The sequence below is a fragment of the bacterium genome (genome assembly GCA_035691305.1).
In the GTDB taxonomy this organism is placed as follows: domain Bacteria; phylum Sysuimicrobiota; class Sysuimicrobiia; order Sysuimicrobiales; family Segetimicrobiaceae; genus DASSJF01.
Map to the genome: position 1 here is coordinate 1 of DASSJF010000068.1, position 21,961 is coordinate 21,961.

The following is a 21,961-nucleotide window of genomic DNA, read 5'->3' on the forward strand; positions in this document are numbered from 1 at the left end:
AAAACGACCGGGTGACGTTTCACGTGGCCGGGCCGGACGATATGGTTTCACGTGCGCGCGGTTCCCGGCGCGCACGTCGTGCTCAAGGCGCCCGGGGAGCCGACGGAGGCCGCGGTGGCGGCCGCGGCACAGGTCGCCGCCTACTACAGCGAGGGGCGGCAGGCGCAGCAGGTCGCCGTCGACGTGGTGCCGCGCCGGCAGGTGCACAAGGCGCGCGGCGCCGCGCCGGGCGCCGTGATCTACGAGGGCGAGCGGACGCTGCGGGTCAGGCCGGCGCTTCCCGTCCCACAGCCGTAACCCGTCCGGGATCGGCGGAAAGTCGCGGAAGACTCGGGGCTTTCGCTCGACCCGTCAGACCGGCTCTTCGATCACGACCTCGTCGGTGCCATCGATCTCGCGGAGGCGGACGGCGACCTGCTCGCGCGACGACGTCGGCAGGTTTTTGCCGACGTAGTCGGGGCGGATCGGCAGCTCGCGGTGGCCGCGATCGACCAGCACCGCCAGCTGAATCCCGGAGGGGCGGCCGCGATCGATCAGCGCGGCGATCGCCGCCCGCACCGTACGGCCGGTGTAGAGCACGTCGTCGACAAGGACGATAGGGCGTCCGGCCACGGGAAAGGACAACCGCGTCTCGGCGGCGGGTCCTTCCGGACGGGAGGCGCGGTCGTCGCGGTACGCGGTGACGTCAAGGGCGCCGACCGGAATCCCGGCGCCCTCCGCCGCGGCGATCGCGGCGGCCAGCCGCTCGGCGAGGTAGACTCCGCGCCGCTGGATCCCCACGAGGCACAGCGCCGCCGCCCCCTTGTTGCGTTCGACGATCTCGTGGGCCATGCGCGTGATGGTGCGCCGGATCGTCTCCTGATCCATCACCCGGGCCTTCTCCCGCCGCTCCACGCCGCTCGACTCCACGAGCCTAGGCTTCGCGTCCGGCGGGAGCGTCCCCCGCCTCTCCGCGCAGCCGCGCAAGCAGGCGCGCGATGTCGTCCGGCAGCGGCGCGGTACACGTCACGCGCCGGCCGGTCCGAGGATGCGTAAACTCCAGCCGCGCGGCGTGCAGCGCCTGGCGCGCGATCTCGGGAGCGCGCGCCCGACTGTACACCGGATCCCCGATGAGCGGGTGTCCCGCGTAGGCGAGGTGCACCCTGATCTGATGCGTCCGTCCGGTCTCGAGCCGGCACGCGACGAGCGTCGCACCGCGAAAACGCTCCAGTACCGTGTAGTGGGTCACCGCCGCCCGTCCGCGGGCCACGACCGCGAACCGTTGACGTTGGACCGGATGCCGGCCGAGCGGGGCCGTGACCGTCCCCTCGTCACGCGGCATCCGCCCGCGTACGACGGCGAGGTAGGTGCGCTGCGCCGTATGTGCCTTGAACTGCGCGGCGAGGGCGCGGTGCGCGTCATCCGACTTCGCCACGACGAGCAGCCCAGAAGTGTCTTTGTCCAGACGGTGGACGATGCCCGGGCGGAGGGTGCCGCCGATGCCCGCGAGGTCGGGCACCACGGACAACAGCGCGTTGACGAGCGTGCCCGACGGATGGCCGGGCGCGGGATGCACGGTGAGCCCGGCCGGCTTGTTCACCACGAGGAGGGCGGCGTCTTCGAGCACGATCTCGAGCGGGATCGCTTCAGGCCGCAGCTCGGAGGGCGCCGGAGGCGGTACGGCGACCTCCACCGCCTGCCCCGGCCGAACCCGGAACGCCGCCTTCCGCACGCGCCCGTCCACGCGCACGCGCCCCTCGGACGCGAGGTGCGCGATGCGTGAGCGCGACAGCGTCGGTACGTGCCCGGCGATCACCACGTCGAGCCGCCGACCCTCGTCCGCGACCGCGACGTCGAACCGGTGAAGCGCGGAATCCTCGTTAGGCCCGCGGCTCACCAGGCTCGGACTGCGGCGGGCCGCCGCCCAGGTCCCCGACATCGGATGTCGAGCCGGCGCCCGGCACCGCCGCCGGGCCCGTCTCCGCCGCGCGGCCGCGGAGCGAGAACCAGATGGAGAACGACAGCACGGCGGCGACGATGCTGAGCGCCTGCGCGAGCGTCAGGGGACCGACCACCCGCGGGCTGTCCATGAAGACTTCAACGATCGCGCGGGCGAGCCCGTAGAGGGCGAGGAACTCCCAGAAGACGCGGCCGGGAGCGTGCGGACGGTTCACCGCCGGCTGGACGATCGCGAGGATGATGACCGCGGCGAGCATCAGGTACAGCTGTGTGGGATGCCGCGGCTCGCCAAAGAGCGTCACCGCCCACGGCACGGACGCGGCGCGCCCGTAGTTCAGGCCGTACATCAAGGTCCCGAGCATCGCGATCGCGTAGCCGAGCGCAAGGGCCGGCGCGGCGGCGTCCGCGAGCCAGCCACAGCTCCACCCGCGACGCCGGCTGTACAGCCAGGCGACGATCGCCCCACCGGCCAACGCCCCGTAGAAGGTGAGTCCCGCGTCGCGCCAGATCGTAAGAACCCGCGCCCAATCCGCGGCAAAATCGCGTAAGTTGACGAGGACGTAGCCGATGCGCGCGCCGATCACGCCGCCGATGATCGAGTAGAGGCTGAGGTCCAGCACCTCGCCGCCGTCCCACCCCCACTTCGACGTCCGCGTTCGCAGCAGCAAGATGCCCGCAACGAACGCGACCAGCAGGAATACGCCGAAGGACGATACGGGAAACGGCCCGATCTGGAAGAGCACGGGCTTCATCCTTCACCCCCTCTGTCGCGGAGCAATGCCAAGATCAGCAGCCCGGCCCCCAGGACAATGGCGGAGTCCGCCAGGTTGAACACCGGCCACACATGAACGTCGAGGTAATCGATGACGTACCCGAAGCGCAACCGCTCGACAACGTTGGCGGCCGCGCCGCCGAGCACCAGCCCGAGCCCCCATCGGACCGCGGTGGTCCGTGGCCACGCGTCCCTATTGTAGAGGGCGACGGCGAGGACGGTCAAGGCGAGCGCGACGATCGTCGCCGGCGGCAGGCCACGCAGCAGGCTGAAGGCGATGCCGGTGTTATATACAAGCGTGAGCGAGAGCACGCCCGGCACGAGGACCCGCTCGGCGCCCGGCGTCAGCGACGACTGCGCCGCGGCGTCCGCGGCGAGCGATCCGCCGCACGCCGCCGCGAACGCGGCGGCGCCGGCCACCCACCCTGCCCCCGGCCCCCCCGCCGCGCCCCGGCGCATCTTCGGCTCGCGCCGCGGGTCCTGGGGGTGCCGGCTGCTCAGCGCATCGCGCTGCGCAGCCGCTCTTCGCGCTCCTTACATTTGATGCACAGACGCGCGTACGGAATCGCCCGGAGCCGGTTGGCGTCGATCAGGCGCCCGCATCCGTCGCACACGCCATACGTCCCGCTGCGGCCGCGCCGTAGCGCGTCTTCCACCATCTGAAGCATGCCCTGGACGCTGCTCTCGAGCGCCATGCCCTTTTCCCGCTCGAAGGTCTCGGTGGCCACGTCGACGAGATCGTCATCGTAGCTGCCCGAGACGTCCGCGACGGGCTTTTCTTCGGTCTTCACCTGGTGCTGCTCCATCTCCGCCAGCTCCTGCCGGAGACGGCGGCGCTCGTCCATCAACCGGCGCATATACGGCTCCAGCCGGGGACCCGACAGACCGCGCGCACGCACCACCGGCTTCGGCTGCTGTTCGGGCGGCGCCGCCGGGCGGGCGGTGGCTCGCGCCCCTCGGGCGCCGTTCTTCGTCGCGATCGGGCGGGCGGCCGGGACCTTCGGCACCTTCACCGCGCTCCGGGATGCCGCGGTGCGAGGCTCCGCGGCTTTGATTACACGATTGCCGGCCGCGGGTCGGCCGGCGCGGACGCCGGCGGCACGGGGCTTTTTAGAGGAACGACCTGGGGCCATTCAGTGCCTCCTCGCGGGGCCGATCGACGCCCCGATACTCCCTTGCGAACGCTCTCGATCTGAGTGATATTCCCCCAAACCCTCGCGAACCGCGGCCCGCGCCAAGATCTCGGTGCCGTCCAACACGGGCACGGCCACGTCGCCGGAGCCGAGGATCAACGGCACCTCGGTGCAGCCCAACACGACTACCCCGGCGCCCGCTCGAACGAGCGCGTCCGCGACACCGCGGACGCGCGCACGCACCTCCGGACCGGTGTCGCCGGCCTTCACCGACGCGATCGCCTCCGAGACCACCCGCTGCCCCTCGGCGTCGGGGGCCATCACCCCGATGCCGCGGCGGTCCAGGGCCGCCTGATACAGGCGCTGCCGGACGGTTCCGGACGTCGCGAGCAACCCCGCCGCCGCCGGCGGCGGTCGCAGCGCAGCCGCGCTCGACGCCACCTCTTCCATAATATCCAGCACCGGAACGCCGGGTACCGCGCGCCGGATCTCATCAATGAAGGCGTGCGCGGAGTTGCACGGGATCGCGAGCACCTCCGCCCCGGCCGCGACGAGCCGCCGCGCCGTTTCGACCAACGCCGGGGTCGGGTCGGGTCCGCGGCCCTCGATGGCGGCGGTCCGGTCGGGGATGCCGGTGTTGCTGTCGATCAGCACGTGGAGGTGGTCCTGGTCCTTCGCCGCCGGCGTCGCGCGCACGAACCGCATGTAGAAGTCCGCCGTGGCGAGCGGCCCCATGCCCCCGATCACGCCGATCGTGCGCCGCCGGCCGCTCACGCCGGTCCCCTCCGCGTGCCGGCCGCGCCCGCCTCCCTGGCGATTCCTAGGGTCACGGTCTGCGAATCCAGCCGCACGGCCTTGGCGTGGGCGCCGCCCGCCGGCATGCCCTGCACCGCGGACACCGCCAGGACCTCGCGCAAGATCGTCTCGCCGTGCGCCCGCAGCAGCCGCGGCAGGCGGTCATCCCCCTCGTAGTACAGGGTGATCCGGTCAGAGATCTCGAGCCCGGCTTCCTTGCGCATCTGCTGCACCTGGTGGACGAGCTCGCGGGCGAGGCCCTCGAGAACGAGATCCTCGGTCACCTTCGTATCGAGCACCACCCAGGCGGTGCCCTCGCCGGCGCCCGCGGCGCCGTCGCGCCAGCGCATCCGCACGTCGACCTCGGCGCGCTCCAGCACGATCTCCGCGCCGTCCGCCGTGCGCACGCGGTACGGCTCGCCCTCCGGCGTCTGCTCGACCAGCGCCTGGCCCTGGGCGCGGAGGGCCTCGGCGACCGCGGTGATGCGCCCGCCGAATTTGGGGCCCAGCAGGTCGAAGCGCGGGCGCACCTCCAGCCGGCCGAGCTCGCCGAGCGACGTCGCGAACCGCACCTCGCGGACGTTCAGCTCGTCCTTCAACAGTTCGATCAGCTCGGCGCGGCCCGCGACGGTCTTGGACCGGTCGAGCAGCGTCGCCGAGGCCAAGGGCTGGCGGACCTTGAGCTTCGCCTCGTTGCGCGCCGCGCGGCCGAGATAGACGAAATGCCGCGTCTGCTCCATCGCCTGCTCGAGCCCCGCGTCGAGCGCCGGCTCGTCGGGGACGGGCATCGCGCACAGATGCACGCTCGCCGGAGCGGCGGCGTCGACGGCGCGGACGAGGTTCTGATGCAGGGCTTCGCTGAGGAACGGCACGAACGGCGCGAGCACGCGCGACAGCGTCACGAGCACCTCGTAGAGCGTCTCGTACGCGGCCTGCTTGTCGGCGTCCGCCTCCGACTTCCAGTACCGGCGGCGGCCCCGGCGCACGTACCACAGCGACAGATCGTCCACGAACCGCTCGATGGGCCGCGCGGCGCCCGCCACGTCGTAGACGTCGAGCCGGCTCCGGACGGTGCCGACCACGTCCGCGAGGCGCGACAAAATCCAGCGATCCAGCAGCGACGGCGAGCCGGCCCTGTGCCCGGGCGTCCAGCCGTCGAGGTTCGCGTAGGTGACGAAGAACGCGTAGACGTTCCACAGCGGCAGGATGAAGCGCCGCCGCACCTCGTCGCCGGGGCCGTACCCGAAGTTCACGTTCTGCGCCGGGTTCTGGATGGCGTAGAGCCAGCGGATCACGTCCGCGCCCATCCGCTCCGCCGCGTCGTTGAACTCGATCATGTTGCCCCAGGACTTGTGCATCTCGCGGCCGGTCTCGTCCCGCACCATCGCGTGGCCGAGGCAGGTGAGGAACGGCGGCCGGTCCTCGAGGACGGTACTCATGACCAGCATCGAGTAGAACCAGTTGCGGTACTGTCCGGGGAACGCCTCGGTGATGAAATCGGCGGGAAACCACTCCCGCCACTTCGCCGGGTCTTGCCGGTAGAACATCGTCGAGAACGGCACGATGCCCGCGTCGAGCCACGGGTTGCCGACGTCCTGAACGCGCGACACGACGGCGCCGCACTTCCCGCAGCGGATCTTGACCGCGTCGATCCACGGCCGGTGCGGAGTATGGCCCTCGAACGCGTCCCACCCCTCGACGGCGCGCACGCGCAACTCGTGCTCGCTGCCGATCACCTCGAAGGTCCCGCACGCCCGGCATTCGTAGATCGGCAGGGCCAGGCCCCAGTACCGCTTCTTGCTGATCATCCAGTCGTGCATGTTGCGGAGCCAGTCGAGCTCGCGCTCGAGCCCGAACTCCGGGATCCAGGTGATCCGGCGGGTCACCGCCATCATCGGCTCGCGCAGCGAGTCCATGGCGATGAACCACTCGTCGACGAGCCGGAAGACGAGCTCGCTGCCGCACCGCCAGCACATCGGATAGCGGTGCGTGTACTCGTCGGCCCGATACAGGAGGCCGCGCTGCTCGAGATCGTCCTTGATCGGCGAAGCGACCTCGTAGACGTGCCGGCCGCTCAGGCGCCCGAACGACTCGGTGAAGATCCCGAACTCGTCGATCGGGGCGAGCACGTCGAGGCCGTGCTCCTTGCCGAGCGCGAAGTCCTCGGCGCCGGCGCCCGGGGCGATGTGGACGAGCCCGGTGCCTTCGGCCGCGCTCACGTCCGTCCAGGGGATGACGCGGTGGGTGATGCCCTGCTGCGCGGGGAGACCGTCAAACGGCCCCTCGTAGGTCCACCCCACGAGCTCCCGTCCCGGAAGCTCCCGGACGACCGTCACCTTCGCCCGGCCGGCGGTCGTCGCCTCGAGGCGGTCCTTCGCGACGTAGTAGCTCGTCCCGCCGCGTTCCTTCACCTGGACGTACGTGAGGTCGGGGTTCACCGCGACCGCGACGTTGCTGGTGAGCGTCCACGGCGTGGTCGTCCAGACCAGCAGGTATTCGCCGGTTCGCCCCGCGACCGGCAGGCGCACCGTGAGACTGAGGTGCGTGACCTCCTGGTAGCCCTCCGTGACGATCTCGTGCTCGGAGATGCCGGTGCTGCACCGTGGGCACCACGGCATCACGTCGTGGCCCTTGTAAACGAGACCGCGCTCCCAGCACCGCTTCAGGAACAACCAGATCGAGTAGTTGTTCTCGTCGGACATCGTGTAGTACGAGTTGTTCCAGTCCATCCAGTAGCCGAGCCGGATGGACTGCTGCGTCTGCACGCCGGCGAACCGGAGCACGCGGGCCTTGCAGCGTTCGACGAACTCCGCGATCCCGTACTGCTCGATGTCGCGCTTGCTCTTGAAACCGAGCTCCTTCTCGACCTCCACCTCGACCCACAGGCCCTGGCAGTCGAAGCCGTTCTGGTAGCGCTGCCGGTGGCCGAGCATCGTGTGGTACCGGCAGAACAGGTCCTTGTACGTTCGACCCCAGGCGTGGTGCACGCCCATCGGGTTGTTGGCGGTGATGGGTCCGTCGAGAAAGGACCAGCGCTCGGTCGCATCGCGATTCTTCGCGATGTAGCGGCCGATCACGCCCTCGCGGGTCCACCACTCCAGAAGTTCCCGCTCCTGCGCCGGAAAGTTCGCGCGCGGATCGACAGGCCGAAACGCCATCGATTTCACTCCTTTGAAATCACAAAACCCCGTCCGGCAAGGGACGGGGTCGCCGTGGTACCACCCTCGTTCCGGGCTCACGCATACCGCAAGTCCCGGCACTCGTTCGAAACCGGCGCGCGGCTATGCTGTGGCCGAAGCACCCGGTCCGAATCCTGATATCGGAGGATACCGGCGAAACCTCGGGAGGTTGTCCCTGGGCCCCGCACCTCGGGAGGCGATCGCTGCCGCCGGCTCCGCACCGGCTTTCACCGTTACCCGTTCCGCGTTGGCCCGGGCGGCGGGCTCGTCAACGGCGCCCGCGAGGTGCCGGCGCAAACGGGTACTCCGGCTCGCTTTTCGGGCCGCGCGGCGGCGGTCCCCCGTCATCGCGTTCCCGCGGATTCTAGCACAGGCCCGCGGGAGCGTCAATTAAGCCCTACGGCGGCGATGTCGCGGCCACGGGCTCCTTTGCTCCCCGCTCCCCGGCCGGCAGCCGGGGCCCGGCAAACGACGGCAGGCCGAGCCCCCGGTGGTGGGTCTTCATCCACTCGATCCGTCCGGTGAAGACGCTGCGGACGAAACGGTACATGGCCAGCGGCAGCGTGACGATCTGGTGCGTCGCGAACAGCATGTAGCGGGTCGAGGCAAGAAGCACCTCGAGCGGCGGCCGCATCCGCTCCACCGCGATCCCGACCGCGGTCGAGAGCATGACCACGATCCAGTAGTACGCGTACCACGGCTGATGCTGGGCGACCGGCACGGCGTCCAGCACCGTCAGCCGGTGCGAGGCGAAACCGATCAGCCAGTCCTCCGCGATAAAAATGTAACTCGCCACCATTCCCATGGCCAGAACGAGCGAACCCGAGAGAAACACCAGAAAGTCGATTCGCTTCCGCCACGGCACCGGCGCCCGCAGCATCGCTCCCGCGTACTCAAACAGACATCCCAGCGAACCTTCCGACCAGCGCGTGCGCTGCTGGATGAGCGCGCGCCACGTCGAGACGGCCTCCTCCCAGACCACCACGTCTTCGCAGTAGTGCACCGTCCACCCGCGCAGCGCGTAACGCACCGAAAGGTCGATGTCCTCGGTGAGGGCGTCTTCATTCCAGCCGCCGACCGCCTCGAGCGCGTCGCGGCGCGTCACGAGCCCGTTCCCGGTCAGGATCACGGCCCCGCCCAGGCGGTGGCGGGCGCGCTGGGTGAGCGTCTGGAACACGAAGTAGTCGTCATCCTGGGCGCGGACGAGCAGATTGCCGCCGCCGTCGTACACGAGCTTGCGCGCCTGGACCCCGGCGACGCCCGGGCGTGCCAAGTGCGGCACGAGCCGCGCGAGGAAGTCGGGCGCCACCCGCGCGTCGGCGTCGAAGACGCAGATCGCCTCACCGCGCGCGGCCGCCAGGCCGACGTTGAGGGCGACCGCCTTGCCGACGCCGTCCTCGACCGACGGCCGCACCACCGCGAAGGCAAGCTCCCGGCGCAGCGTCTCGAGCAGCTGCCCCGTCCGGTCCGTCGAGCGGTGGTCGACGACGATGACCTCGAACGCCCGCGCGCCGAAATCGTCCCGGTAGTCCAGCGCGCACAGACAGCGCACGGTATCGGCGATCACGTGCTCTTCGTTCCGCGCCGGCACCACGATGCTCACAAACGGACGGAACGTCCCCGTGGGGAGCGACGCCTCCGTCCCTCGGCGGCGCGGCCACACGGCGATCGCCATCAGCATCGTGCCGTACAGCCCGGTCGCGAAGAAAACCGCGGACAGCCACGTCGCATCGTGCGCGGCGATCTGCCTGACCATGATCGCGGTCCAGACCGCGAGCGCGGCGACGACGAGCGACTTGCGGCGGAGCGGCCGTTTCATCTCGCCGCCCCCGCGGCCGCGCCCTCGCGCGTTTCGCGCAACGTGACCGTGTACGGCGGCCGCAATACTCCGGCTTCGGTGACGATCGCGGTGATCAACCGGTGCGGCGTTACGTCGAACGCCGGATTCCGCACCGCGATGCCGGCGGCGGCGACCCGCCTGCCGCCCAGCATCGTCACTTCGTCCGGGGAACGCTCTTCGATCGGGATCACAGTACCCTCCGGGGTCGCAAGATCGACGGTCGACAACGGCGCGGCCACGTAGAACGGCAGGCCGTGGGCATGGGCAAGGACCGCGAGCGCGTACGTGCCGACTTTGTTCGCGGTATCGCCGTTGGCGGCGATGCGGTCGGCGCCGACGATGACCGCGTTTACCTCGCCGGCGCGCATCAACGCCGCCGCGGCATTATCCGTGATGAGGGTGGCCGGAATGCCGCGGAGTACGAGCTCCCAGGCGGTGAGGCGCGCGCCCTGCAGCACCGGCCGGGTCTCGCAGGCGATAACGCGAATGTGCCGCCCCGCCTCGTGTGCGCTGCGGAGCACGCCGAACGCCGTGCCCCAGCCGCCGGTCGCGAGCATGCCGGTGTTGCAGTATGTGAGGATGGAGGCGCCGTCCGGGAAGAGCGCGGCGCCGTGGGCGCCCAGGCGCCGGTTGGTCTCGAAGTCCTCCGCGGCGACCGCGTGCGCCTCCTCGAGCAGGCGCCCGGGGATGCGTTCCGCCTCGGGCGTCGCGGCGGCGACGGCGAGCAGCCGGTCCAGCCCCCACGACAAGTTAACGGCGGTCGGCCGGGTCGCGCGAAGCCCCGCCGCGGCCGCGCGCAGCTGGCGAAGCCGGTTGTCGCGCGGTCCCGACGTCGCCCGGGCGGCGAGCGCGAGACCGTACGCCGCGGCCACGCCGAGCGCGGGCGCGCCGCGAACTTGGAGAGTGCGGATCGCCTCGGCGACCTCTTCCCAGCCTGTGCAGCGCCGCGTCCGAAGATCGTTCGGCAGGGCGGTCTGGTCGATCAGACACAGCGCCCCGTCATCCCACCACAGGGGGACCTCCGTACTCATCCCGCGCGGTCTCCAGATCTGGACGTCAGACGGTGCCGGCGCTTCCCAGTATAGCGAAACGCGCCGTCACTCAACCGGGAACAGCCCCGAAGGCCCCGCCTCCTCGCGCAGATGCTCCGCGGTGATGGACACGTGCGCCGGGGTAAAGAGGAAGATCTCGTCTCCGACCCGATGCGTGTGTCCGTCCATCGCATACGCGACTCCGCTCAGAAAATCGACCATGCGGCGGCCGAGATCCTTGTGCGCGTTCCGGAGGTTGAGCACGATGGGCCGGTGGGTCTTGAGGTAGTCCGCCGCGGTCTGCGCCTCATCATACTCCGCCGGCTCGAGCACCACGATCTCCAGTGACCGCTGCGTGTGGAGCCGAAAGATCGGCGCCCGCTGCGGCGTGGTCTCGGCCGGTATTCCTCCCTCCTCCGGCTCGCCGAAGCCCAGAAAATGCCACATCCGTTGCATGACCCGGCCCATATGTCGCCTCCGGTGTGGGGCGTCCGCTGCTGCGATCGCCGGTGCGTCCGGCCGGCTATGTCCGGCCTCGGTCAGCAAAGATGGCCCGCCCGATGCGGACCATGGTCGCGCCTTCTTCGATGGCCACTTCAAAATCGTCCGTCATTCCCATTGAGAGCTCGGGGAGCGCCACCCCGGCGGAGCGCCGGATACTCTCGCGTAGCTCGCGGAGCATCCGGAAGACCGGACGCGCTTGGTCGGGGTCGCCAAACGCGGGCGCGATCGTCATCAGCCCGCGCAGTCTGAGCCCCGGCAGGGCGGCCGTCCGGCGTACCACCGCCGCCGCCTCCTCCGGCGACGCGCCGTGCTTCTGCGGCTCGCGGGCCACGTTCACCTGCACGAGCACGTCGACGGCCCGCTTCTGCTGTTCGGCGCGGCGGCTCAGTTCTTCCGCCAGCGCTTCCGAGTCGACGGACTCGATCACCGTGAACAGCCGGGCGGCCTCCTTAGCCTTGTTCCGTTGGAGGCTGCCGATCAGGTGCCAGGATACGTCGGGGACCGCCGCGGCTTTCTCGCGCGCCTCCTGGACCCGATTTTCCCCAAACGCCGGGAGTCCAAGTGCGGCCGCCTCCCGCACCCGCGCCGCGTCGACGGTCTTGCTCACCGCGACCAGCAACACGTCCTCGGCCCGGCGGCCGCTGCGACCGGCCGCGGCGGCGATGCGCGCGCGCACTTGTGCCACGTTCGCTGCAAGATCGGCCATGGAGGCGTCCCGGCGGGCGCTGTATTCGACGAAGCGGAATTATTCCCTTTGGGCTCGCTCGCACAGCCGGATACAGGCCGCCATGCGTCCGGTCGCGCGTTCTCGCCGGTACGAGAAGTACAGATCGGGTTCGCAGCGCGTGCACCCAGGCGTCATCTCGACGTGGTCGGGGACTACCCCGACGGCGGCAAGTTGGGCCCGGACGGCGACGCGAAGATCGAGATACCACCTGCCGGGCGCCCCCGCCTGCGCCGCGCGATGCCACCACGGTGCGGCCCGCATCGCATCGGCGACCGGACGGTCGACCTCGTAGCAGCACGAACCAATTGAGGGTCCCAGCGCCACCAGGCAGCGCGCCAGATCGGTCCGAAACGCGGTCCGGAGCGGCGCGAGCGCGGCATGCACCGTTCCGGCCGCCACCCCGCGCCACCCCACGTGGACGGCGGCCACCGCCGGGCGGCCTGGGTCGAGCACTAGCACGGGGACACAATCCGCCGTGTGAACGGCGAGCCACACTCCGGGGCACGCCGTCATGAGCGCGTCGACGCCCGCGACGACGCGGCCCGCGTCGCGGGGCCCCACCACCGCGGCCGAGGTACCGTGCACCTGTTGCGCTTCGACCAGCCGGCGCGGATCCGCGCCCAGGGCCGCCGCCGCCAGGCGCCGGTTGCGGTCGACCGCGGCCCGGCCGTCGCCGACGGCATAGGATAGGTTGAGGCTGCGGTAGGGCCCCCCACCGGTCCCGCCCTGACGGGTCGTGAAGCACGCGCGCGCCAACCCCGTCGCTTCGATCCCGCGGGCCCGGAGCACCACGGCCGGGCCGGCCGAATTCCGCGCGCCGATCACAACAGGCGTTCGCGCACCACGGCGCTCCCGTAGTCCAGCACGCCGACGACGATCGCGATCATCCACAGCGCCGTCGCCGCCTGCGGCCACTGCAGCAGGTTGATGTACTGGAGCAGGATGAATCCGATGCCGCCGCCGCCCACGAACCCGATCACCGTGCTGAACCGGACGTTGGCGTCCCAGCGGTAGATGGTGAAGGCGATGAACTGCGGGACGATCTGCGGCACCACCGCGTAGCGCACGACCTGCAGCGTGGTCGCACCGGTCGCCATGATCGCTTCGATCGGCCCGGTATCGATGCTCTCGATCGCCTCCGAATACAGCTTGCCGAGAGTGCCCATGCTGTGCACGCCGAGGGCGAGCACGCCGGCGAACGGACCGAGGCCCACCCACACCGTGAAGATGATCGCGAGCACGAGCGCCTCGATCGACCGCGTGACGTTGAACGCGAGCCGCGTCGCGCCGTAGACTGCGCGGCCGGCGGGAAGATGCGCGGTCAGGTTGCGGGCGCCGAGAAACGACAGCGGCACCGAGAACACGACCCCCATCGTGGTGCCCATCAGCGCCAGAAACACGGTCTCGACCATCCGGCCGCCCACCACGCCGAGGGTCGGGCTCGGCCGCCACGGACCGTACCCGGTGATGACCTCGGCGATGACCATGTTGTGCGTGCCCTGGACGTCGGGCGTCGTGAACGCGGCGTCGAAGCGGCCCTGCGCGTCGATGTGAAAGGTGCCCAACGGTTGGCGTTGGCCGATCTGATTCTCCCACCACAGCGTGCCGGTGCGTCCGGCGCCGAACCCGTCGCCGCGCACGGTCACACGCTGTCCGATCGCGCCGGACGCGCGCGACAGGCCCAGCGCCGGCCCGCCGGCCCCGGGGGGCGGCGGCGGAGTCTCCCCGCCGTAGTAGAACGGCGCGCTCGCCTGCTGCGTCACCGGCGCGCGCGTCACGACGTCGGGCGTCGCAAGCGCGACCACGAACGGACGGATGAGCCGCGCCCCGCCCCACAGCTCGCCGAGCCGGATCTGCGTCACGTGCCAGCCGTACGCGTAGACGAGCACGGCGGCCACGAGGCCCGCGTAGGCGCGCCACGACCGATACCACGGGACCGGCACGCGCGCCGGACGAGCGCGCGCCGGGGCTTCGGGGACCGAGCGGGTCACCGGATCTCGACCTCCTCCGCCTGTTCGCCGTAGATCTCATGGAAGCGCGCGTCGTCGATGTCGCCGGGCCGGCCTTCGAAGACGATGCGGCCATCCTTGAGCGCGAGGAGGCGCGTCCCGTACCGCCGGGCCAGGCTCAAGAAATGAAGGCAGCACAGGATGGTGATGCCGTCGTTCCGGTTCAGGTCCTCGAGGTAGTGAAGGATGGAATGGGACAGCGCGGGGTCGAGGCTCGCGACCGGCTCGTCGGCGAGAATCAGCCGCGGTCGCTGCATCAAGGCCCGCGCGATGCCCACGCGCTGCTGCTGGCCGCCGGAGAGCGCCGAGGCCCGCCCGTATGCCTTGTCCGCGATGCCCACGCGCTCGAGGTTGCTCATCGCCCGCGCGACGGCCGCGGGCGGGAAGTAGTTCACGACGGCCCACGCCGGCGGCACGTAGCCGAGGTCCCCGGCGAGCACGTTCGTCAACACCGACGCGCGGCGGACCAGGTTGAACTGCTGAAAGATCATCCCGATGCCGCGCCGGATCTCGCGGAGCTCGTCGCGGGACGCCGCGGTTACGTCCCGGCCGTCGACCACCACGCGGCCGGACGTCGGCTGGACGAGGCGGTTGATGCACCGCAGCAGCGTCGACTTGCCGGATCCCGACAGCCCGATGATGACAAGAAATTCGCCGCGGGCGACCTCGAACGACACGTCCGAAAGCGCCCGCGTGCCGTCCTCGTAGACTTTGCTGAGGTGTTCGACCCGGAGGACGCGATCGTCTACCCCGTGTGCACCGCCTCGCGGGCGGTCACTCACAAGCCCCGCGCGGCGGCCGTGGCCGCGAACGGCTCGGTCATGGCCCGGCCTTGGGCGGCCCGCGCGTTTATGGGTTCAGGCCCACGAACCGCTGCACGTCCCGCACCGGGTCGAAGAAGGCGTCCAGGTTCCCTGTCTTGACGTTGTACTTGGTCACGAGCAGGTTGTAGTCTGCGAGCGCCTCGATTTCGTAGAGCGACTTGAGCGCGTCGAGACCGGCGGGCGTCTGCGAAAATCGCAGCAGCGCGGTCGTCACCTTCGCCTTTACCTCCTCGGGTAGACCTTTGCGGAAGCTCACCGTGTCGTTCGGAATCGGATCGGATTTCCACACGACCTTGACCTTCTGCATCACGTCCGGCAGCGTCTTCTGCACGGTGCCGCGGGCGTCTTCGAACACGGATCCGGCGTCCACGCGACCTTGATAGACGGCGAGGACGACGTTGTTGTGTGAGCCGGCGAAGATCGTCTGGCCGAAAAACTTCTGTGGGTCGTATCCGGCCTTCTTGAGGCCCGCCACCGGGAACAGATAACCCGATGTGCTCGCCGGATCGACGAACGCGAACCGCTTGCCGCGGAGATCGGGCAGCCCGTTGATGCCGGAGGTCGACTGCGTGATGATCTCCGCGCGGTAGTACGGCAGACCGAAGCGCACCGTGACGAGACGCACTTCCACACCGTACTTTTGGTGGGCGATCACGTAGGAGAAGGTGTTCAACCAGCCGATGTCCGCGCGGCCGGCGCCCATCGCCTCGATCACACCCGCGTAGCTCGTCGCGACGAACGGCTCGAACTTGTAGCCGGTCGCCATCTCGAGCAGCTGCGCGACGCGGTTGCCCGAGTCGAGAATCGTCCGCGCTTCGCCGGACGGCACAAAGGCCATGACGAGGCGGGTCTGCGCGGGCACGGCGGCGGGAACGGCCGCCGCAAGACCGGCGGCCAGGACGACGGCGAGTGCAAGCGCGGCAACGCGAAATCGCATAACGTTCCTCCCCCCGAGGTTGAGTCGCGCACAGCGCACGTTCATTGGGGAACCTTCTCCCCGTCCGGCGCGGGACCTCCGGCGCAGCCGCCCCCCTGCTTCGGGCTCGGCCTCCAGGACTCGCCCGCGCCGATCCGAAGTAGGCCCGTGCGATGGCGACGACGCGCGGCGGGCCCGCGGCGCCCCGCAGGCGGCTGGTGATCCTCCTCGCGGGCGCGGCCGGATGCCTCGACGCGGTCGGCTATCTCATGCTCGGCCTCTTTACCGCCAACATGACAGGGAATACCATTCTTCTCGGGCTGTCCGTCGGCCGGGAAGCGTGGGCGGACGCGGCGCACAACGTCGCCGCGCTGGCCGCGTTCGTGATCGGCGCCGGGGCCGGCAGCGCGGCGACGCGGGGAATCCGGCGGATCGCGCCCGGGCTCGGTTTCGAAGCCCTCGTGCTCGCCGCCGCGGTCGCGGTCTGGCTCCTCTTCGGCGCACCGCGCGGCCGGGTCGCCGAACCGGCCGTCTACTGGCTGATCGCACTGCTCGCGGCCGCGATGGGGATTCAGAGCGCGGCGGTCCGGCGGGTGGGCGAGCAGCGCGTGGCAACGACGTATGTGACGGGCACGCTCACGACGCTGGCGACAGATACCGCGGGCGACCTCCTGGACCGCTGGAGCGCCCGGCGCGGGCCCGACGCCGGAGCGGTGCGACGGGTGCCGGCGGCGGGGAACCCCGAGGCCCGGCCGCGGGGAAGGACGCTGATGACGGGGCTCTGGGCCGCCTATCTGCTCGGCGCGCTGATCGGCGGCTTTGTGGAACAACGCTGGTCGATGTGGGCGGTCGTGGCGCCGGTCGTGGTGCTGGTGGCCGTCATGGGCTCGGACCTTGCCCACCGGCCCAGGGAGGGAGCGGCATGATGAGCGGAAGTTCCGCGCGCGGGACAGAAGCGGCGGCAGGACGCCCGGCGGCCGAGGCGCAGACGCGCGCCGGCGGCACCGCCGTCCGGATCGAGACCGACTCGCTCGGCGAGGTGCGCGTCCCGGCCTCTCGCCTGTGGGGCGCGCAGACCCAGCGTTCCATCGAGAATTTCCCGATCGGCGTCGCGCGGTTCCGGATGGGCCGCCCGGTCATTCGCGCGCTCGGGCTCTTGAAGAAGGGCTGTGCCCTCGCCAACCTCGAGCTCGGCCAGCTGCCGCGCGAGAAGGTCGATCTGATCGTCCGCGCGGCGGACGACGTCATCGCCGGCACCCTCGACGACGAGTTCCCCCTCGTGGTGTTCCAGACGGGCTCCGGTACCCAGTCGAACATGAACGCGAACGAGGTGATCGCCAACCGCGCGATTCAGCTCGCCGGCGGTGCCGTCGGCTCGAAGAAGCCGATTCACCCCAACGACGACGTCAATCGCAGCCAGTCGTCGAACGACACTTTCCCCACCGCGATGCACACCGCAACGGCCGAGCAGGTCGAAGACGTTCTCCTCCCCGCCGTCGCCGGGCTTCGCGACGTGCTCGACGAGAAGGCGCGCGCCTACGCCTCGGTCGTGATGATCGGGCGGACGCATCTCCAAGATGCGACGCCGATCACGCTCGGCCAGGTGATCTCCGGCTGGGTCGCCCAGCTCGACGACGCGATGGCGGCGATCCGGCGGGCGCTGCCGGGCGTCTACGAGCTGGCGATCGGCGGCACGGCGGTCGGCACCGGCATCAACGCGCCGGAGCGCTTCGGCGAGGTCGCGGCGCGCAAGATCGCGGAGCTGACCGGGAAACCGTTTGTCTCGGCGCCGAACAAGTTCGCGGCGCTCTCCTCGCACGAGGCGATGCTGAACGTCAGCGCCGCGCTCCGCACGCTCGCGGCGGCGCTGATGAAGATCGCCAACGACGTGCGCTGGCACGGGTCCGGCCCGCGCGCCGGTCTCGGCGAGATCGTGATCCCGGAGAACGAGCCCGGATCCTCGATCATGCCGGGCAAGATCAATCCGACGCAGTCCGAGGCGCTGACGATGGTCTGCGTCCAGGTCTATGGCAACGACTGCGCGGTGGCGTTCGGCGATTCGCAGGGCAACTTCCAGCTGAACGTCTACAAGCCGGTAATTCTCCACAACGTCCTCGAATCGGTCGAGCTGCTCGCCGACGGCTGCCGGTCGTTCACGATCCACTGCGCGGCGGGGATCGCCCCGAACGAGACCCGCATTCGTGAGCACGTCCAGAACTCGCTCATGCTGGTCACCGCCCTGAGCCCCCACATCGGGTACGAGAAGGCCGCCAAGATCGCGCTCAAGGCGCATCACGAGAACACGAGCCTCCGCGAGGCGGCCCTGGCCCTCGGCTACGTCACCGCCGGACAATTCGACCAGTGGGTGCGGGCGGAAGACATGACGCATCCGATGAAAGACTGATCGCGTACACGCAGGAGGCGCTGATCATGGAAGTAGTTGAGGCGGTACGGACGGTCCTCGCGGTGCGCAGTTACCAGAACAAGCCGGTGCCGGCGGACGTGGTGACGCGGATCGTCGAGGCGGGACGGCTGACGGGCAGCAGCCGGAACGGCCAGCCCTGGCAGTTCGTCGTCGTCCAGGACCGTGAGATGCTGTCGAAGCTCGGTGCGGCGTCGCCCACCGGTCCGTACATCGCCCAGGCGCCCATGGCGATCGCGGTCGCGATCGAAAAAGCGTCCCGGTTCGGTGTCTCCGACGGCAGCCGGGCCATCCAGTCGATGATGCTCACGGCGTGGGCAGACGGCGTCGCCTCCAACTGGGTCGGCTTCGCCGGCATGAGCGCGGCCAAGTCGCTCCTCGGGATCCCCGACGAGTATGATCTGCTCGCGATCGTGCCGTTCGGCTACCCGGTGACGCCCGGCGGCCGCGGGAAGAAAAAACGCAAATCGCTCAGCCAGGTTGCCTCGCGGGAGCGCTACGGGCGGCCGTTCGCTTAGTCACGCGCCGACGTGGCGCTCCTGCTTCAGGAAATCCTCGAGGTCCGCTTCATCCACCGGGCGGACGCCGCCATGCGTTGCGCTGTGAGCGCGAAATACCCGCACCAGACCTTCGAAATCCGCCCACGCATCGGCCCCGTGCCGTGCTCTATCCGTCCCGACGAAGCTCTGAAGGGCCGCCCAGTAGCGCTGGGCCCAGTAGTCAAAAAAGGCCCATGCGGCATCCGTATCGATGTCGCGGCGCCGGTGCATGAAAGCCAGCGATTCAAAGAACCCGGGAATTTCGTCTCCGATCACATCATACGTTGAATCCGGCAACGCACTGCTGGCCCGGTAGACGTGGGAGTCGAGCAGACGGCCAGCCAGCGCGCGCCTCAAAGCCATCATGGTCGGCGCCTCCCACCGGTCTTCGTATTGAAGCAGCAAATGGACCTTCAGATCTTCCCTCGACATTCGCAACTGGTCTCGAGCAGCATCGCGGGAGATCCGCGCCTGCCATAGAGCGACGAAGACCGCCAAGATCGCCGCGATTCCGGTAAGGACCTGCGCCCAGTCGACGACGCTCATGGTCTCCCGGCGAGGCCCGAACCACCCAGGCACTTCGCGTGCGAGCACAAGACGAAGGCGGCGGAGACCAGTGTCACCGCCGCCTCCCCGACGAACAAACTTTGGGACGGCCGCGCGATTACTGCCTGGAGTAGTTCAAGATGCTTGATTCGCCCCCGACTCGTGACACCACACCTGTCCCGTCACCTGCCGACCGCTTAGCACTTCGAGTAACCGCAGCTCCGACAGTGACTGCAGCCGTTCTCGTATGCGAGCGAGCTGCCGCAGTCCGGGCAGACGCCGGCAAAGGTGAGCAGGGGCTCCTGCACCTCGCGACTCTCCGTCGAGCTCGGCGCAGGGACCGCGACCGCCGCCGGCTGGTCGTGCCCGTTGGTGCCGTGGCCGTTCCCGTTGCCGTTCTTGCGCTCGGGCGCCGGCAGCCGGTCCGCCATCGGAAAGACCTGGTCCGGACGGAAGCTCGGGCCGTACAGCGCGCGGCCGAGCGCGAGCGCCACTCCCTGGGCGATCGTCGTGATCCGCACCACGGTGCCGTCGCTCGACCGGTCGATCGCGACTTCGCGAGACTGGACGCGCCAAAGCTGCTCGATCACGTGCCGGGGATCCGCGCCCGTCCGCAGCGCGAGCGAGGCCAGCCGGCCGACCGCGTCGGCTTCCACGTCGAGCGACTGGACGAATACTTCGCAGACGCCCTTTGCATCCTCGTTGATGGTCACATAGATCCGGCCGCGCGGAGTTTCGATCCGCTCCGTGCGACCCGTCGTCACCTTGGGCCGGCTGCGCGTCTGGCCCGCGGGCGCCTCGACGCCGTGCGGCGCGCCGATCACCGCGGAGGCCGCGGGTACGGCCTCCGAAGCGGCTTCGGGCGCCGGGGTCTGGGCCGGCTTGTCCTTCTTGGCACCGGAGGTCAGGATGTTTTCACGCGAGTTCTCACGGTACACCGTGATGCCTTTGCACCCCATCTTCCAGGCGAGGAAGTAGATCCGGGCCACTTCTTCCTCGGTCGTATCGGCCGCGCAGTTGACCGTGGACGAGATTGAATGGTCGATGTGCTTCTGAATCGCCGCCTGCATCTGCACGCGCATGTCCGGTTGGATCTCGTGCGCCGTGACGAAAAACTCCGGCAGCGCTTCCTCGTCCTTGAGGCCGAACCGCTCCATGTACGTCCGCACGAGCGGATGGTAGACCGTGAACTTCTTCTGTGAGAGCGACTCGCTGCGCCGCGTGTAGCCGAGATCGAAGATCGGCTCGATGCCGCTCGTAGTACCCGCGAGCGCCGCGCCGCTCCCGACCGGCGGCACGGTGAGCAGCGCCACGTTGCGAAGGCCATGCTCGCGGATGCGCTGTTGCACCTCGGGCGCCAGCGTCTGGATGAACGCGCCCTGGAGATGCTTCTCCCGGTCGTAACCGGGGAACCGCCCTTTCTCGAGCCCGAGGTTGACACTCTCGTCGTACACGATGTTCTTGATCCGCTCGAACATCCGGTCGACGAACTCCACGGCCTCTTTCGTGTCGTATTTCAGCCGCAGCTTGCACAGCATATCCCCCAGGCCGGTGAAACCGACCCCGATGCGCCGCGAGTAGAGGCTGGCTTCACGTTGAGCGGGGAGGGGATGTTTTTCTGCGTTGTAGTCGAGGACGTCGTCTAGAAACCGCGTCGCCAGCCGCAATGCATGCTCCAATTGAGGCCAGTCCACCTGCGCCTGGGGGCTAAACTCATCCAGTACAAATTCCTGCAGTCCAAGATTGCCGAGGCAGCAGCATCCATAAGGTTCCAAAGGTATTTCGCTGCACGGATTGGTTGTCGTGACATTCATGTTGCCGTACTCGGATGTGCTCCATCGCTTGATCGAATCCCAGAAGATGACGCCGGGCTCCGCGTGGTGCGTGGCGCCATAGATCAGCTCCCGCCAGATCTCGCGCGCCTGCACCGTCCTCTCGACGTTCACTCGGTCGTTCTTGAACTTGAGCGTCCACGGCTGGTCCGCTTCCACTGCGCGCATAAACGCATCGCTGACGCGGACACTGATGTTGGCGTAGCGCACCTTGTCGAGATTGCGCTTGACTTTCGTGAACGCGAGTACATCTGGATGGTCGTCGGCGATCGTGATCATGAGCGCGCCTCGCCGGCCGCTCTGCCCGATGGTGCCGGTCGTCAGCGACATGAGCTCCATGAACGAGACGGAGCCGGTGCTGGACCGCGCGGAGTTGTTGACGGGCGCGCCCGCCGGCCGCAGGATGCTGATGTCGCCGCCGACGCCGCCGCCGAGCGAGTATGTGCGCGCCGCTTCCTTCGTCCACTCGAAGATAGCTTCGATTGAGTCCTCTTTTATCGGCAAAACATAACAATTTAGCGCCGTCACGCGCTTGTTGTTGCCGATCGCGTGCATGATGCGGCCGCCCGGGATGAAGCGGAAGTTTTCCATCAGCCAGTAAAACTCGCCGGCGTACTTCTCGCGGGTCTCCGCGGTCGGCTCGACCGACGCGAGGCCGCGCGCGATCCGCCGCCACATCTCGACCGGCGTCGGCTCAAGGACGCGGCCGTCCGGGTCGCGCAGCGCATACTTGTCGTAGAAGACACGGGCGCGGAGCTCGTCGCCATGGAAGAACTCGAGGGTCTCCGACGGCAGAGCGTTCGCCTCCGGCCTGCGCGCCTCCGCGGCCGCGGCTTGCGTTGCGGCACTCTCTGCTGCGGCGGGCTGCTGGGAGGTCTGGTTGTCCGAGGTCATCGCCATCGGCATGTCCCCCTGCGCGGAATTAGGCCTGATCGAGTCTGCTGCGGACATGGG

General features: G+C 69.5%; 20 protein-coding genes and 1 pseudogene. 4 read left to right on the forward strand and 17 right to left on the reverse strand.

The annotated features are described in order from the left end of the window. Window positions 1-36: 36 nt before the first annotated feature. Window positions 37-297 (forward strand): annotated as a pseudogene (locus VFL28_12295) (hypothetical protein). A gap of 54 nt (window positions 298-351) precedes the next feature. On the opposite strand, the gene pyrR reads toward VFL28_12295, so the two are convergent. The 15 genes from pyrR to VFL28_12370 all read right to left on the reverse strand — a co-directional run bounded on the left by pyrR (window position 352) and on the right by VFL28_12370 (window position 15,689). Continuing rightward, on the reverse strand, window positions 352-909 hold the full coding sequence (gene pyrR, locus VFL28_12300) for a bifunctional pyr operon transcriptional regulator/uracil phosphoribosyltransferase PyrR (GenBank protein HET7265443.1): 558 nt from the start codon (window positions 907-909) through the stop codon (window positions 352-354). Window positions 910-913: 4 nt separating this feature from the next. Then, window positions 914-1,876 (reverse strand): RluA family pseudouridine synthase, encoded by a 963-nt coding sequence (locus VFL28_12305; protein HET7265444.1) that lies wholly within the window; start codon window positions 1,874-1,876, stop codon window positions 914-916. Then, window positions 1,860-2,690 (reverse strand): prolipoprotein diacylglyceryl transferase, encoded by an 831-nt coding sequence (locus VFL28_12310; GenBank protein ID HET7265445.1) that lies wholly within the window; start codon window positions 2,688-2,690, stop codon window positions 1,860-1,862. The genes VFL28_12305 and VFL28_12310 overlap by 17 nt, the downstream gene beginning before the upstream one ends. Then, complete coding sequence (lspA, locus tag VFL28_12315; GenBank protein ID HET7265446.1) at window positions 2,687-3,130, reverse strand: signal peptidase II; 444 nt, start codon at window positions 3,128-3,130, stop codon at window positions 2,687-2,689. The genes VFL28_12310 and lspA overlap by 4 nt, the downstream gene beginning before the upstream one ends. A 77-nt stretch (window positions 3,131-3,207) precedes the next feature. Beyond that, a complete protein-coding gene (locus VFL28_12320; protein HET7265447.1) occupies window positions 3,208-3,717 on the reverse strand; it encodes a TraR/DksA C4-type zinc finger protein in 510 nt (169 codons plus the stop codon). A 126-nt stretch (window positions 3,718-3,843) separates the two neighbouring features. Continuing rightward, entirely contained in the window at window positions 3,844-4,617 is a 774-nt protein-coding gene (locus VFL28_12325; GenBank protein ID HET7265448.1) for an amino acid racemase, read from the reverse strand. Continuing rightward, window positions 4,614-7,796 carry an isoleucine--tRNA ligase gene (gene ileS, locus VFL28_12330; GenBank protein HET7265449.1) on the reverse strand — a complete coding sequence of 1,061 codons (3,183 nt, stop codon included), beginning with the start codon at window positions 7,794-7,796 and terminating at the stop codon, window positions 4,614-4,616. Before ileS ends, VFL28_12325 begins: the two co-directional genes overlap by 4 nt. 418 nt (window positions 7,797-8,214) lie before the next feature. After that, window positions 8,215-9,636 carry a glycosyltransferase family 2 protein gene (locus tag VFL28_12335; protein ID HET7265450.1) on the reverse strand — a complete coding sequence of 474 codons (1,422 nt, stop codon included), beginning with the start codon at window positions 9,634-9,636 and terminating at the stop codon, window positions 8,215-8,217. Beyond that, window positions 9,633-10,688, reverse strand: a complete 1,056-nt coding sequence (mtnA, locus tag VFL28_12340; GenBank protein HET7265451.1) for an S-methyl-5-thioribose-1-phosphate isomerase — start codon at window positions 10,686-10,688, stop codon at window positions 9,633-9,635. Before mtnA ends, VFL28_12335 begins: the two co-directional genes overlap by 4 nt. Before the next feature lie 66 nt (window positions 10,689-10,754). Further along, window positions 10,755-11,156 carry a cell division protein SepF gene (locus VFL28_12345; protein ID HET7265452.1) on the reverse strand — a complete coding sequence of 134 codons (402 nt, stop codon included), beginning with the start codon at window positions 11,154-11,156 and terminating at the stop codon, window positions 10,755-10,757. A gap of 55 nt (window positions 11,157-11,211) precedes the next feature. After that, on the reverse strand, window positions 11,212-11,898 hold the full coding sequence (locus VFL28_12350) for a YggS family pyridoxal phosphate-dependent enzyme (GenBank protein ID HET7265453.1): 687 nt from the start codon (window positions 11,896-11,898) through the stop codon (window positions 11,212-11,214). A gap of 39 nt (window positions 11,899-11,937) precedes the next feature. Continuing rightward, a complete protein-coding gene (pgeF, locus tag VFL28_12355; protein HET7265454.1) occupies window positions 11,938-12,744 on the reverse strand; it encodes a peptidoglycan editing factor PgeF in 807 nt (268 codons plus the stop codon). Next, on the reverse strand, window positions 12,741-13,910 hold the full coding sequence (gene phnE, locus VFL28_12360; GenBank protein HET7265455.1) for a phosphonate ABC transporter, permease protein PhnE: 1,170 nt from the start codon (window positions 13,908-13,910) through the stop codon (window positions 12,741-12,743). Before phnE ends, pgeF begins: the two co-directional genes overlap by 4 nt. Then, a complete protein-coding gene (gene phnC / locus VFL28_12365; protein ID HET7265456.1) occupies window positions 13,907-14,710 on the reverse strand; it encodes a phosphonate ABC transporter ATP-binding protein in 804 nt (267 codons plus the stop codon). Before phnC ends, phnE begins: the two co-directional genes overlap by 4 nt. Window positions 14,711-14,777: 67 nt before the next feature. Next, entirely contained in the window at window positions 14,778-15,689 is a 912-nt protein-coding gene (locus tag VFL28_12370) for a phosphate/phosphite/phosphonate ABC transporter substrate-binding protein (protein HET7265457.1), read from the reverse strand. A gap of 152 nt (window positions 15,690-15,841) precedes the next feature. Between VFL28_12370 and VFL28_12375 the strand changes: the two genes are divergently transcribed. The 3 genes from VFL28_12375 to VFL28_12385 are packed head-to-tail and all read left to right on the forward strand — an operon-like array spanning window position 15,842 to window position 18,608. Then, window positions 15,842-16,594 (forward strand): YoaK family protein, encoded by a 753-nt coding sequence (locus VFL28_12375; GenBank protein ID HET7265458.1) that lies wholly within the window; start codon window positions 15,842-15,844, stop codon window positions 16,592-16,594. Next, on the forward strand, window positions 16,591-18,072 hold the full coding sequence (gene fumC / locus VFL28_12380) for a class II fumarate hydratase (GenBank protein HET7265459.1): 1,482 nt from the start codon (window positions 16,591-16,593) through the stop codon (window positions 18,070-18,072). The genes VFL28_12375 and fumC overlap by 4 nt, the downstream gene beginning before the upstream one ends. A gap of 26 nt (window positions 18,073-18,098) precedes the next feature. Then, entirely contained in the window at window positions 18,099-18,608 is a 510-nt protein-coding gene (locus tag VFL28_12385; GenBank protein ID HET7265460.1) for a nitroreductase family protein, read from the forward strand. On the opposite strand, the gene VFL28_12390 is transcribed toward VFL28_12385, so the two are convergent. Together VFL28_12390 and VFL28_12395 are read right to left on the reverse strand one after the other, a co-directional pair. Further along, a complete protein-coding gene (locus tag VFL28_12390; protein ID HET7265461.1) occupies window positions 18,609-19,175 on the reverse strand; it encodes a hypothetical protein in 567 nt (188 codons plus the stop codon). It abuts the gene before it with no gap. 197 nt (window positions 19,176-19,372) lie between these two features. After that, window positions 19,373-21,907 (reverse strand): adenosylcobalamin-dependent ribonucleoside-diphosphate reductase, encoded by a 2,535-nt coding sequence (locus VFL28_12395; protein ID HET7265462.1) that lies wholly within the window; start codon window positions 21,905-21,907, stop codon window positions 19,373-19,375. Window positions 21,908-21,961 lie beyond the last annotated feature (54 nt).